Source organism: Rhizobium leguminosarum bv. viciae (assembly GCF_012276115.1).
Lineage (GTDB): Bacteria > Pseudomonadota > Alphaproteobacteria > Rhizobiales > Rhizobiaceae > Rhizobium > Rhizobium leguminosarum_T.
In genome coordinates, this window is sequence record NZ_WIEU01000002.1 from 434,842 (window position 1) to 448,588 (window position 13,747).

Here is a 13,747-nt window from a genome sequence, read left to right on the forward strand (position 1 = left end):
GCAGGGGGACACGTGCATGAGAAGTGATCTGATCGCCCGCTACACGATCGGCGAGCCGATCTATGAAAACGAGTTCATCGTCTATCCCGCTCAGGACAAGCGGATGGACCACGAAGTCTTCATCGTCACGCCCGATGTAGCGTTGAAACTGGACAAGGCTCGTTTCGAGCGGGTCTGGACCTCGATCAACGAGGCCAAATCTCTGACGGCACGGCGCTTCGTCGAAATCGAGGATCTCATTCCGCCGTCGCCGGAAGACGACAATTTCTATATCGTCGAGAAGCGGCCATCGAAAACGCTGCATCAGTATCTCGACGAAACGGAGATGGTGGCTTACGAGCGCGCCGTTGAGATCGGCCGCCACATCCTCGAGGGGCTTGCGACGCTGCACGGCGCCGGTTATGCCCACAACGCCCTGACGGACCAATGCATCTATGTGTCGGAGGATTATTCCGGCCTGTCGGTCCGGATCGGCAACCTGCACCTGATCTCGAAGATCGGCGAGCACATCATCCCGCCCTATGTGCCGGAATTCGGCGCGCCGGAGATCTATGCGAGCGGCACCTTCTCCGCCTCATCGGCACTCGATATCTACGCCATGGGCATGATCGCCTACAAGCTCTTCCTGCCGCGGCAGACCTATGCCAGCGTCTTCGACAGCGTCATGGTCTGGGAAGACGAGCACCAGCGCGAGCAGAGCTGGAAGAACATCCATCTCGATCCTTCCAACGTCTTTCCCCGCTTGGACGTGCTGATCCCCGGTTTTCCCGAGGGTCTTGCAAGCCTTGTCGAAAGGATGCTGAGCCGCGACCCGGCCCAGCGCCCGCGCACGGGCGCCGATGCGCTGGGCGAATTCGCCCGGGTGACAACAGGCATCCAGCCGATGTCATGGGACCCGCGCGGCGGCATGCAACAGCAGCAGGACGCGCCGAAACCGAAAAAATGGACGCTTGCCAAGCTGTCGATGATCGGCGCACTGCTCTTGATCTGCATCGGCGTCGGTGTCGTCACCATCCCGAAACTGCTCCGTCCGGATCCGAAACTCGTCGCCGATGTCGGCGTCTGGAAGAAGGAGGCCGAAAGCCGCAAGCAGAAGGCGATCGCCGCCAAGGCGCCGGAGCGCCCGGCCAGCGACCAGGCAAAACTCTCCTACGACACCGGCGCCACGGCCCTGACATCGGCCGATGCGCTGCTCAAGGATGAAGACTACGAAAAGGCGCTTCCAGGCTTCCAGACGGCAGCCATCAATCTCGGCAATGCGCTGATCGGCATCTCGAAGGAGAATGCCGAGAAGGCGAAGGCTGCCGCTTCGGCGGCCGGCGGCGACAAGGCGCCAGGTTTTGCCGAGGCCGACGCCAAGATGAAGACCGCCGCCGACGCCGCCGCCGCCAAGCAGATGCATGCTGCCGTCGACGCCTATGACGCATCGAAGACGACGTTCGACGATCTCGCCAAGGCGCTCACCGCGCTGACGGCGGCGGAAAAGGACGCGGCGGCAAAACGCGAAACGGTCAATCGCATCGGTGCCGGCGATAACCCCGATGTCGCCAAGGCGAGCGGCCTGATGACCGAGGCCAAGGCCAAGGCCGAGCAATGGCAGATGCCGGCCGCAACATCTGGCTATGGCGATGCCGCCAAACTGTTCGACGCCGTCATCGCCGATGTCATGGCGGCGAAGGACGAGGCGACGGCGCTGAAGCAGAAAGTCACCGATCTCAGCGCCTCGATCGCCACACGCGCCGGTGCCGCCGATCCGACGCTTGCCGCACTCGCCCCGAAGATCGGCGAGGCCGACGGCCGCTACACCGCGGAGGCCTATAAGCTCGCCATCGTTGCCTACCGGCCGATCCTTGCCGATCTCGAGGCGCTATCGGCGCGCGGCTTCTGCCCGGTTTCGCAGACGCTTGCCTTCGAGACCGTGCCGGCGGGCAGTTATTCGCTTGACAATGTCCGGCTGATGACCTCGTCGATGCAGGAACTCGGCGGCATGCTCGGCGTTGCCAATGGTGCCGTGAAGATCGACAAGTCCTTCTGCATGCAGACGAAGGCCGTCACCCGGGCAGAGATGGCGGAATATTACACCGCCAATGCCGATCCCGCCGCAGCCCAGGCCTATGCCGACAATCCGCAGCAGCCGGCCAATGACGTGCCGCTTGCCGTGGCGCAGAACTATACCGCCTGGCTGTCGAAGCAGTTGAACGCGCCCGTCCACCTGCCGTCGGCGACGGAATGGATGGCAAGTGCGGCAAAGATCACGCCGGAAAAACTGCCCGACAACGGCGATATCATCCTGCAATGGAGCGCCACTCCCTGCGAAGCGGGCGGCAATGTCGCCTTCATGGCGCAGGAGGGCTCCACCTTCGTCGTCTGCTCCGACGCGTCGGCCGGCGGCATCTTTCGCGTCACCGCCGAATTGCGGTGAGCGCGGCGAAACTGGGGATAGAATAGTGGAGCGCGTGCGCCGTTCTGCTTCATTCGACAGCTCGCGTTCAAGCCGTATTATTCGACAAATTTCAATTCCAAATTACAAAATACGCGCGTATATTGAACTGGGGACTGCAGTATCCGTGCCTTGAGGGGTCGAGGACAATGTGCTGGAACACATCATCAGCATTCACGCCGGTTGGGTTTGCTTTGCGAGGCCCGGCATCTCGCAAGATCGTATGGACACTGGGCGACGCGGCGCGTCTCCTGATCAACGACTGGCCTTGCGATGACGGCGAGGAATATGTGGCTGCCGTCAAAGCCTGCGTCGACGCATTGAGCGGGAAGATTGCCCCGGAACAATTCCGGGAAGCGCTTCTGCGTGCGGCCGATGAGGCGGGTATCGCCGCTTTATCGCTCGTCCGGCAGGGCGTTGGAGAGCGACGGCCGGACCTGCCGTCGAGCGCGCAAAGATAGTCCGGATTTCGAGGGGCTACTCGGCTTTCGACGTCACATTTGCGCCAAAAGCAGACGAAATGCTCTGGGTCGATAAAGATAATGTTACGTCATTGCGACTGAAACTTCGTTGGAGCCGCGATGTCAGAAAATGTCCGGACAGCAATGAGGAAGTCTTGCGCCTTGATCTCAACTGCTGCCACGGCCGCGTTGAACTCAGCGATCTTGGACGACGAAGGTGGGCCTGCAGAGAGGCGGGTACCTCCTGATTCAATGCGTCAAAACCAGGAATAAGGTTTCCGCCCTCGACGAGAAACGCTTGTACGTGAGATGCGGCGATATTGGAGACCGACCTCGTCACAAGACCTGGAAAACTGTTTAGTTTATCAACTTGTGGATTACATGCGAAGTATCCCTGCAATCCACATCATTTGTAGTGCTACTTTCGACCTGCGAATCGGATCGGGGTCTAGTGAATGGCAGAAACTATCAATCGAGCACAGATGGCAGAAGACCTTTCCAATAAGGTGTTCGCCGAATTTTTATGGCAGAAGACCGGTCCGATGAACGAGAATTGGCCATGCGAGCAGCAGGAGTCTCACAACACCAAGAGTCATCCTACGGACGTCGTCTTCTATTATGATGAACCATACTCTACGGTTCGACGATACATTCAGTGCGATTTGAAAAGTTACGGCAAGGACAGCATCAAGCGCAATGCAGTCAAGGAGGCCATTCTTAGCCTTGCGGATCAGGTATCATGCGCAGGGGTAAGTGAGGCTTGGCAAAAGCGCTACACCCATGCATCATCTACGTTCGACATTTCCGGGCTGCTGTTCGTCTACAATCATGACAAAGAATTTCACAAGTCCTTTGATGCATTGATCTCTGATATCCGCCCTGAAGACATCAGGCTTCCACGAAAATCACGTCTTTACGTACTTGGACCCGAAGAGATTAATTGGCTGCAGCGTGTTGCGCGCGAGCTGCAACAAATGAGGGGCGACGAAGATGAAGCCAAGCGCCTTCCTCCGAGGGAACGCTGTGCGTTTTATTATCCGCAGCTAGTTAGAAATACTGTCGTACGAAGCGAGCGGGCTCGGGCCGCAACCATGGAGATGCTGAAGTCGCCGTGGATCATCTTGGAACACTTCGACGAGGAAGAGGCGCGCCAAGGATTTGTGATCTTTCATCGTCGTATGACAACGGTCGAAGGGCTTATGTATCTTCTCGACTATTTGCGAAGACATGAACTGATCGTGAACAAGGCGCGGATTGATATCAAGGTGCAACCCGACGATAGCGAAGCATCGGCTAATCTGCAAAAGGCAATCCAGGAATATGTGTCGTCTATACCTGGAGAAAATCAAGACACCGATTTCGCGAAGCGTCTGTCCAAGATCAAGATTTCGCATGTTCCGGAAATCTTGGCGTCCTATTCAACCATGGAAATGGGGATGAACTATGCAGGATAAGCATCCGCGTTTGTTCGCCACCGACAAAGAACTTTACGATCTTATGTTCTCTGCAAAGCAGAGGATCACCGACGGCGTTCTCCATCGCGCCACGCGAGAACGAGGTGTTTTCTTCGGGTCAGCGACCAGCCGTGGGGATTTGGCCGATTACATTTCGATGACTATCCACGATCTGCAGGATGTCGTCGATTTGGTTAAAGACGCCGAGCCGGGTACACGAGGAGAACGAACGAGTTCGTTGACCGTCAAAATGAAGCTGGAAGCCTCTGAGATCAGAGAGGTCGTACAAGAATATGCGGATACAGATGGAAAGAACGACAAGGTTGCGGTTCCCCATAAAACGTCTGAAGTAGTGATCGCGACCGTCGCCTACAGCGAGTTCGATCTTTCCCGCACCACGTTGGCGCAGCGGCAGGATAAGGTCGCCACCTTGGATTTCAGAGTGGAAGACGACGGGGTCGTAATCCGTTTTCCTGCCAACGACAAGGGCCGAGAACTCGTAGATATTCTTATCGAGAAGCTGGAAAGTAAGAAGAAAAGTCCGGTTCCACAAGAGCGCGTCGCCGTGGAAGACCTTTCACCAGAGGACCGAACGCGGTTTTTTGTAAATCTTGTTACTAAGATGTCTGGCTTCCGGTTAGATACCGTTACTAAGCTCAAGGTCTCGTCTGAATCTATGGAGATCGATGATCTCGACTCTGACGAAGATGATGATACCGCGGAGCAAGAAGCCGCTAAAAGTGCGATGATCAATTTAGTGAAAAACGTAGCGCTGAGCGGCAACGACTTGCTAGTGTCGAAACAGTACAAGCAGATGGAAGAGGATGGTTTCTTTATTACAGCCATAAAGTGGGAGGCCACCCAGACGGTACACCCCTTCGATAAGGCTGAATTCGAAGCATTATTTGAAAATGCTCAGGAAGGAACGGGGTTTCAATATCGAGCAAGACACTCTCGCCGGTCTGAGCGCACCGGGACTTACCCCCACAATTTCAAGCTTCCCGATGACGCGATTCGGAAAGTGTTGTTCTCTCTCCTTGAGCAGACCGCTCGAACGGCTCTGGCCGAAGTTCGTAGAAGCCGGCCGATAGCTAAGGGCGGAAATTAATGCGCGTTCGCTGGTACGGCTTGCAGACGGACCTTAAGACAAGCGTTATCGCGGCGCACCTCAAGAACATGCCTTACAGGGACGGTTCCCCAGATGGGTTTGTTGTAGAGCAGTTGCGGCCCAATTTCCTCGAAGCATGCCTTATCCAGCGACTGCAAACAACGCACGAGACAACCGACCCGTTTGGCCATCAGGAAAAGTACGAAATCGTTGAGTATCTCCGGACGCATTTTCGTATCAGCCCTGAGACAGCCAGCCTGGAGTTACGAGACCCCGGGCGAAGCGGTTCAAGGCTCGTTAGTCGGCTAGTGGAAGCATTGAACCACCGATTTTCGATCGAGGAATCATCCATTGACCCTCTGGCATGGGCAACCAGGTTTAGAGAAATCGTGGGAGTCTACGGGGCGATTGAGAGGGTGCAAATTGGATCAGTCGCGATAGCTGAGAGTGCCGTCGGTCAGGTGCTAGTCAAAGGAAGTGGTGACATCGCCGACGCAGCAATCAAATTCGTTGCCCCAGCAGAATACTCGCTGGAAAAGGTGCAATTAAGGTTTCGCTCTGCACGGGGATCCATCTCCTTCCAGAGGAACGCGAGTGTCGTACTCTCCTCTAGCTTCGACGAGCAGTGGATGGATGCACTTCGCGACAGCTTGCGCGAAATTCAGAGCCTTCGGGTCATCGACCACTCATAACTTATTTCGCTTTGCTGTCGATTTTTTGTGGTGACTCAGCCAATGCCGTTCTGGTCATGCCATTCATTTTTACAGCAATATCTTGATCTTGATGATCTCAGCTTGTCTTGCGCCACCCGGCCGTCAATGTCATGACAAATACGTCAGCTGAGTGCGGTGTTTCTGTGAGCGGGCATATCTGCAACAATCACTTGTTGAGTTTCTGGCTCCCATGCAAAATAGATCCGCAGGCATCGTTTCGGGTCTCTTGTATTGCCACCATTCTTGATATGCCAGTCAGCTATATGTCGACGCCCTTGCCATTCAAACTCGAATTCGTCGCCCCCACACGGTGCATTGCGAAGGCTCGACTCCAGCGGGAAATCACGGAAATCTGACGCTGAGCCATTTATCCGGCCATTTCGATAGTCATCCGCTAGCCACTGCAACGAGCGTGCAGCAGCGCCGATATCCGAGAATTCTGGTGCTCTAAGATTTCGGCGGGCGACTTGAGTAATTGCCACCCGCCCAGCTAGTTTTACATCGCACCATGTTGCAAACTCCTCCCATGTCGCGGGGAGTTCGATTTCTTCGGCCGCCGTGTCGGCTTGCACCCGCAGCCGCTCCTGCAACTCTTGAATTCTATATACCGAGGCGCGGTATTGGGCTTCCGATGCATTCGCACGCTCCTCAGCCTTTCTAGCTTCGGTATCGAAATATTCTTGCGCGGCTCTCTCCTCCTGCACGTCTTTTTCAAGTCCAGCGATGCGAGCTTCGGCGGCGGCAAGTTTCTCGGCGTCGGACGCACCACTGGCAGCCAGCATTTCCTGCTTTGCGCGTAGACTTGAATTTCTGATGGCTGCAAATGCAAGCACATCTCGTCCAAGACGTCTGTTTCTTACACTTTCAATTGCAGCGATTTGCCGCAGCCAACGGGAGCATCTCGCTTTTCCCTCCTCCGAAATCAGCTGTTCCGCCAGCACTAGCCGGTGATCAAACGGATAAGCGGTGTCGTTGAAACCAGGAAGATAGGAGCGAACCGCGCCTCCAAATACTGAGCGAACACGCCCTAACTGTTCTGTCATAGGCCAAGTATATTCGGCCGGTACGATCACCACGTAGGCCAGCCCAAGCACGGCCCGCGCCAACGCGACAGCATCGATCATGGGTCGATTCGGATCGACCGAACCATCTTCAACAGTCAGAACGAATACCGGAAGATCGCGCTCCGAGTTGACCAGCATGTCAATTAAACTGTGTGCGTCTTCGACGCTGGATACCAAGCTCGGCTCCAAATCAAGATCATAGTGACGCTGATAGAGGCCACACTTTTCGACAATCTGTCTTATAAAGCCTGGGGAATGCGGCTCGATACCCATTTCCTGTTCCGGCGTGCTAACAAGCAACCGCGCACTAAAACGAGGCCTTTCCTCCTGATTTGAACCAACAACAACTTCTGTCGTCCAAACACGCCCTGGCACGATTTTGTCCGGATCGTCGGCCCGCAGAGCCCATAGATCAATGTTATCTCTCAGAATCCTTATGCCGACGCTATTTCGTCCACCTGAAAGAAATTCGAAGTTCTCGAAGCGCCAAGCTTCGGAAGGCAGAAAGCCTCCGCATCGATTTTGCGCCCAGAGTAAGATTTCACGGCGTGCGATTTCCGCCGTCTCACGAAAATTTTTGCCACCGATTCCGGCGGAAATCCGCATAATTTCATGCTCGCGAATCGTATTGTTGAACCGAGCGGTAAGCGGTTTCAACCCCTCCTGAAAAGAATGCTCAGTCAAATCACTCCCCCACCCTGGACGAGCAATCTTGAGCAGAATACTACCAGAAATTCAATCTCTTTGTGGAAGGTTTGTACTGATAGCAATTCACAAGAGTCTTTACTGACCAACCATTCCAATAACCGCAAAAGTGCAATCTACGGGAGGATGATTTCTTCCCGAAGTGTCCTGCGCACCTTGCCATAGGATAAAGCCGTTCTGCAGGACAGACCGCACGTAGCAACTCTCGGTGAGATATTCACCGCGCGCAGATATGTCGGATATGATGGGAACGAACGCAACGTTTTGAGGATTAGGAAACGTTATTGTTCCACTGCTTGGGTCGAAATTAACACCCCGACTGACAGCCCAGTTTCCATTTTTCACAGAACCCGCTGCAAGCACATTGGTTTCCAATTGGCCCAGCCTGACCACAATTCCTGCAATCTCTGAATTCGAAACAGTTGCGAGTTTTGTGCTGAATCCGGGAATTTTGAAAAGGCTTTCGGCAAGTTGCTCGAATTTACCATCAATGATGGCATCAACCGAATTTGTTACGGCAGCCAAGTGCTTCTGTGCAGTATCCGACGCGCTCGCGGCATTCTTAGCAGCTGTACTGGCATCATTGGCATCAGATGCGGCTTTGGTGACTGCAGCCTTAGCAAGTTCGACGTCGATACTTGCATCAGTAATGGTCTTCGCGACTTCTCTTGCGTATTTTTCGCCTTCCCGCGCTGCATTAATTGTAGCAATGCCGCCTGCAACATATCCCACCAAGCCGGAAATGATCGTTAGAACAACGGATGATGGAACGACAAGCTTTGCTATGTATGCTCGTATCGCTTTCTCAGCCTCCAGCGTTAGTTTAGGCGCGTCCCCCTCGGTCATTTTTTCACCCTGCTTGGCTTGAGAAACTCAACCACACGCCTCACCAGGGATCATGTCAAGTATACATCTCAACCGACGGGGGTGCTTTCGCTAAATTTTACACCTTTTACTAGCTGGATGGTCCTTTCGCCGCTGTTGTTGTCAATCTCGATGCGACCGTCGGCTGGGAAGATACAGAGGTTCTAGTATCTGGCGATGTAGGCCAGAGCCTCACCAAGCGGCAATTTACACTCAACGCGGGCACGATGATGAGCAAGCGAGGTCTGCATGTCAGCGAGCAGCTTTGCGAGACCGGCAATCACCGCCGCGCGACCGGCTTCACCGCAGCCCGCCGCTGCAGCGCGAAGCGCGCGGCCGAGCAGTTGACGTCGGGAACGAGATCGTAGGTCTGCTGGTAGAGGGTCTGCGCCAGCGTATTGTTGCCGCGGTTCTCCGAGGCAAGGGCTGCGAGCGCCGTGCGTTTGTAGGCCTCGACGATCGGCTCGGCGGCCTTGGCCAGCGCGGCGTCATCAGACGGTTCGGCGGCCAGCGAAAGGGCGGCATAGGTTGCGTCGCCATCCCTGCCGACACGGCCGCCGACGGCGCCGTTGAAGCTGGCCTCCGAAACCTGACGCATGCGCCTTGCGTTCTTGATGCATGTCGGAATGCGGGCGGCTTCCGCATTGATGCGTTCTGCCGTCGGGCCACCCTCCGCGCTGCCGCTGTCCGACAGGATCACGTAGCCGATGATGCCGACGATGGCGAGATAGACGACACCCATGCCGGCGAGGAAGGCCGGCTGCTTGAGGAGCGACTTCTTGGGCTTGTCGTCGCTCGTCTTGGAGGCCTCCTTCTTCGGCGCCTCCTTGGCAGCGGCCTTGACGACGAACTGGAATTCGACGTCCTTGCCGAGACGGAAGCTGTCGCCAGCTTTCAGCGACGCCGTCTGCAACAGCGCTTCGCCGCGCAGCATGATCGGGTTCAGCCCCATGCGGCGAATGATGAAGCCGCCGTCGCTCTGCCGCTCGATGCGCGCATGGATCGGCGCCAGGAACGGATCGTCGACGACGATATCGGCATTAGCAGCCCGGCCGATCGACATTTCCGGCCGGTCGAGCACATGGCTGCGGCTCTGGCCGCCGGGACCGGTCTGCAGAAGGCTAGGCTTGTTTCCGCGAAAGAAGGAAAAGACCATGATCAGAACATCCCACTCGACATCATCTCGACAATTGCAGGCGCCAGCACCAGAAGCAGGATCGATACGACGATCATCATCGCCGGCATGACGATCTTGGCCTTCAGCTTTTCACTGGCCCTGTCGGCCTTTTCCCAGCGGCGGAAACGCAGGTCGCGCGCATGCTCGCGCAACAGTTCGACGCGGTTACTGCCTTCGACTTCCCCCTGGATCACGGCGCGGATGACGCGGATGACCTCCTCGGCGGTCATGCGGGCCTCCAGGCGCTGCAGCGCCTCGATCATGCCGGTGCCGAGCGCCACGTCCTTCAGCGTCTGTTCGATCTCCTCGCTCATGACAGTGCCGGGTGCCGCTTCGGCATAAAGCCTCAGGCTTTCCGGCAGCGTCGCCTGCGCCTGCTGCGTCATGACGACAAGATCGAGAAAGTAGGGAAATTCGCGCGAGATGCGTTCCTTGCGATCCTGCGCCTTGTCATCGGCGACGACCCAGAAATAGATCGCGGGGATCAGGCCGAGGATCAGCCCGGCGACAAGCCCGCCGATCACGCTGCCGCTGGCAATGCCGAACAGCAGACCGAGCACGACGAAACCGAAGAGGCTGAGAACCACGAGAAGCGCAATATATTCTCGCCCCGTGACGCCGCCGAACGGCCGGCCGGCATAGATCAGCTTCTGCTCCAGCTGCGCACCGTAATCGGCCAGCAGTGGCTCGAAATGTGTCAGCACGAATTCGACCGGCGTGCGCATGCCGATGCTGTCGACAATGTTCGGCGGCGGACCATCGCCGCCTGCTGACCGGCGCACCACCTGGATGCTGCCGAGCATATCGCCGATCCACCAGACGAATAGCGCAGCGGTAATGCCGGCAAAGGTGATGGCGATCGGGGCGAGGGGTATCTGAGACATCATACCGACACCTTCATCATCGAGCGCATCCAGAAGAAACCGGTCGCATAGAGGATGGCGCCGACGATCGCGATGACGATGCCGATGGCGTTGCCGAACACCTTGTCGATCAGTTCCGGCTGGCCGAAGAAGATCATCAGGATCATGAACAGCGCGCCGCCGTTGACGACGCGGAAGTTCATGCGCGCCTGCGACGACGAGGTTGTGATCTTCTGATCGAGCTTCCAGATTTCCTTGAAGGATTTCGACATTTCCGTCAGCGGCTCGGAAATGTCGCCGCCCTGGCGAGCAAAGAGACCGAGTGCCGCATCGACCATCTTGAAGTGCAGGCTCGGCACGTTGCGGCCGTGGCGGTCGAGCGCCTCGACCAGGCCGATGCCGAGCTTCTGTTCGCGGGCAATGCGCTCGAACTCGCGCGAGGCCGGCATCTGGCCTGTATCGGCCACCGCATTGACGGCGATGGCGAGCGGCTTGCCGGTGCGCACCGCCGAGACGATCTGGTCGACGGCATAGGGAAGCTGCGATTCGATCTGCAGCCAGCGGCGCTGCAGATAATAGCGGATCACGCCCTTGGGCAGGAAGATGGCGACCGGGATTGCGATGACGAAGCCGAAGATCGGCCCGAAGATCAGCGAGATCACGATGAAGACGACGATCGCCGTGATGCCGTAGGCGAGGATCATCGTATAGGGCGGAACGGCATCGCGCCCGAAGACCTGCGCCGCCTCACTGGCGAGCGCAATGTCACGTTCGGTGGCGCGCAGCAGCGGCGCCGGCCAGCGCACCGGCGCGCCCCAGACGAGCAGTCCCGCCGTTATAGCGCCGAGGGCGACCGTAAAAATCTGCAGAATGCTGATATCCATGGCTTCCCCCTCAGAGCAATTCCAGGAAAAGTGCGAAGCGGTTTTCCGTCCGGAATTGCGTAAAAACAAAAGCTTAGAGCGGTTCTCGAACCGCTCTAGACGAACATGTCCAGTTTTTCGATTTCGCCGTCGTCGTTGAATTCGACGAGCTCGGCGACGAAGCTCGGCAGGTAGCCGGTGAAAGCATGCACGGCCTGGCCGCCGGCGCGGCCGACGAGATTGAAGATCGGCTCGACGATGATCAGGCCGGTATCCGGATCGATGCCGATCACCTCCGATATTTCGGTGACGGCGCGCCGCCCGTTCGCCAAGCGGTTCAGCTGCACGACGAGCTCGACGGCGGCAACGATCTGCTGGCGGATCGCCATGACAGGCAGCGAGCTCTGCCCCTGCAGCACCATCACCTCCAGGCGGGTCATCATATCCTGCGGCGTATTGGCATGCGCCGTCGTCATCGAGCCGGCATGGCCGGTGTTCATCGCCTGCAGCATGTCGATCGCCTCCGCACCACGGCACTCGCCGACGATGATGCGGTCGGGGCGCATGCGCAGCGCGTTGCGCACGAGATCGCGGATGGTGACGCTGGTCTCGGATTCCGCCGTCTTCGGCCGCGATTGCAGGTAGACGACATGGATGCCGTCGAGCTGCAGTTCGGACGTGTCCTCGACGGCAACGACGCGCTCACCGACCGGGATGAATTGCGACAGGCTGTTCAAGAGCGTCGTCTTGCCGGAGCCCGTGCCGCCTGAGACAACGATGTTCTTGCGCGAGCGGACGGCCGCCTCGAGGAAGGCGCGCATCGGCTCGCTGAGCGCGCCGGCGGTGACCAGCTTGCTGATGTCGAGCCGCGACTTGCCGCCGAACTTGCGGATGGTGAGGCAAGCGCCCTTGACTGCCAACGGCGGAATGACGGCGTTGACACGCGAACCATCCGGCATGCGGAAGTCGGCCATCGCCTCGCTCTCGTTGATCGAGCGGTTGGAATCGACGGCGATGCGCTCGATCACCTTCATCAGCTGCCGTTCATTGGCGAAGGCGAAGGGATAGCGCTCCAGCAGACCGAATTTTTCGACGTAGATCTCGTCATAGCGCGTCACCATGATTTCCGAGATCACGTCGAGATCCATCAGCTCGGAGATCGTCCCCCAGCGATACATCAGCTCCTCGATATTGGAGCGCAGGTGCATATGGGCGATCTCGTAACGGTCGCCGGCGTTGAAAAGAGCCTGCCGGGACTGGAAGGCGGCGCTGAACCGCGTATCGAGCTGGGCGAAGTCGGAGCGGGTGGATTCGAAGTTCAGCTTGAGCTGCAGGGCCGAAATCAGCGCCTTGCCGACGTCGAAGAGGCGGCGATTGTCCTGCTCCTCGCGCGACAGGCTTGCGGCATTCGACGAGGCATCGCGCCGGCCCGTGCGGGCAATGCGTTTTGCCAGCCACCGATAGACGGCGTTCTTGATGACGAGGATGACGAGATCCTGCGGTGCAGCGTCGAGCGCCTCCTTGATGAACATGTCGAGGCGCTCGCGGATTCGGTTTCGCGTGTCCTCGCGGCCGAAATCGGAAGATTTCACCAGCCGGTCATATTGCGTGTCCTTCAGCAGGCGCTCGTGGATTTCCATCTGCAGGGCGAGCACGCGTTCCTGGTCGGGAAATTGCGTGACCGCTTCGGCGGCCGCTGCCGGCTCGACGAGCTCGATCGTGACGTTCGGCACCCAGATCGACATGCCGGCCGAGACCGCAACCGGCGTGCCGGCCCGAAGTGGCTGATCGTCGACGCGCGTCGGGTTGCGGCCGTGATGCTGCACCGACCAGCCCTGGCCGGACTTTCGCAGCACGAATTGCGGTGAAGAGACGTGGCTGCCGCGCAGGCGCACGACGCCCGCTCCGGCGGGCAGCGTCAGCGTGCTGCTTTCGCCGACGAAATAGGTCTCGTTCGCCGAGAGCGGGATCACTTCCCGACCGCTGCCGTCCTCATAGGAAATCTTCAACAGCATGGCTCATTCCCCCGCGCCGG

11 protein-coding genes and 1 pseudogene are annotated in these 13,747 nt (G+C 57.7%); 5 read left to right on the top strand and 7 right to left on the bottom strand.

The annotated features are described in order from the left end of the window. Positions 1-16 precede the first annotated feature (16 nt). The 5 genes from GFM02_RS05290 to GFM02_RS05310 all read left to right on the top strand — a co-directional run bounded on the left by GFM02_RS05290 (position 17) and on the right by GFM02_RS05310 (position 6,155). Positions 17-2,422 carry a protein kinase domain-containing protein gene (locus tag GFM02_RS05290; protein ID WP_168321019.1) on the top strand — a complete coding sequence of 802 codons (2,406 nt, stop codon included), beginning with the start codon at positions 17-19 and terminating at the stop codon, positions 2,420-2,422. A 167-nt stretch (positions 2,423-2,589) separates the two neighbouring features. Beyond that, entirely contained in the window at positions 2,590-2,901 is a 312-nt protein-coding gene (locus tag GFM02_RS05295; RefSeq protein WP_011655309.1) for a DUF982 domain-containing protein, read from the top strand. Positions 2,902-3,356: 455 nt separating this feature from the next. After that, on the top strand, positions 3,357-4,355 hold the full coding sequence (locus GFM02_RS05300) for a hypothetical protein (protein WP_168307179.1): 999 nt from the start codon (positions 3,357-3,359) through the stop codon (positions 4,353-4,355). Further along, a complete protein-coding gene (locus tag GFM02_RS05305) occupies positions 4,345-5,463 on the top strand; it encodes a hypothetical protein (protein WP_168321020.1) in 1,119 nt (372 codons plus the stop codon). Before GFM02_RS05300 ends, GFM02_RS05305 begins: the two co-directional genes overlap by 11 nt. Continuing rightward, entirely contained in the window at positions 5,463-6,155 is a 693-nt protein-coding gene (locus GFM02_RS05310) for a hypothetical protein (RefSeq protein WP_168307175.1), read from the top strand. Before GFM02_RS05305 ends, GFM02_RS05310 begins: the two co-directional genes overlap by 1 nt. A gap of 143 nt (positions 6,156-6,298) precedes the next feature. Here the strand turns inward: GFM02_RS05310 and GFM02_RS05315 are convergent, their stop codons facing one another. The 7 genes and pseudogenes from GFM02_RS05315 to GFM02_RS05340 all read right to left on the bottom strand — a co-directional run bounded on the left by GFM02_RS05315 (position 6,299) and on the right by GFM02_RS05340 (position 13,727). After that, positions 6,299-7,924, bottom strand: a complete 1,626-nt coding sequence (locus GFM02_RS05315; protein ID WP_168321021.1) for a hypothetical protein — start codon at positions 7,922-7,924, stop codon at positions 6,299-6,301. 99 nt (positions 7,925-8,023) lie between these two features. Further along, a complete protein-coding gene (locus GFM02_RS05320; protein ID WP_168321022.1) occupies positions 8,024-8,791 on the bottom strand; it encodes a hypothetical protein in 768 nt (255 codons plus the stop codon). Between the two features lie 113 nt (positions 8,792-8,904). Beyond that, positions 8,905-9,078, bottom strand: a pseudogene (locus GFM02_RS34960) (IS66 family transposase); the annotation flags it as partial. An 11-nt stretch (positions 9,079-9,089) separates the two neighbouring features. Further along, complete coding sequence (locus GFM02_RS05325) at positions 9,090-9,965, bottom strand: FHA domain-containing protein (RefSeq protein WP_168321023.1); 876 nt, start codon at positions 9,963-9,965, stop codon at positions 9,090-9,092. A gap of 2 nt (positions 9,966-9,967) precedes the next feature. Then, complete coding sequence (locus GFM02_RS05330) at positions 9,968-10,873, bottom strand: type II secretion system F family protein (protein ID WP_168305096.1); 906 nt, start codon at positions 10,871-10,873, stop codon at positions 9,968-9,970. After that, on the bottom strand, positions 10,870-11,733 hold the full coding sequence (locus GFM02_RS05335) for a type II secretion system F family protein (RefSeq protein WP_168321024.1): 864 nt from the start codon (positions 11,731-11,733) through the stop codon (positions 10,870-10,872). Before GFM02_RS05335 ends, GFM02_RS05330 begins: the two co-directional genes overlap by 4 nt. A 95-nt stretch (positions 11,734-11,828) precedes the next feature. Beyond that, the gene (locus GFM02_RS05340) at positions 11,829-13,727 is read right to left on the bottom strand and encodes an ATPase, T2SS/T4P/T4SS family (protein WP_168321025.1); all 1,899 of its coding nucleotides are present in this window, start codon (positions 13,725-13,727) and stop codon (positions 11,829-11,831) included. Positions 13,728-13,747 lie beyond the last annotated feature (20 nt).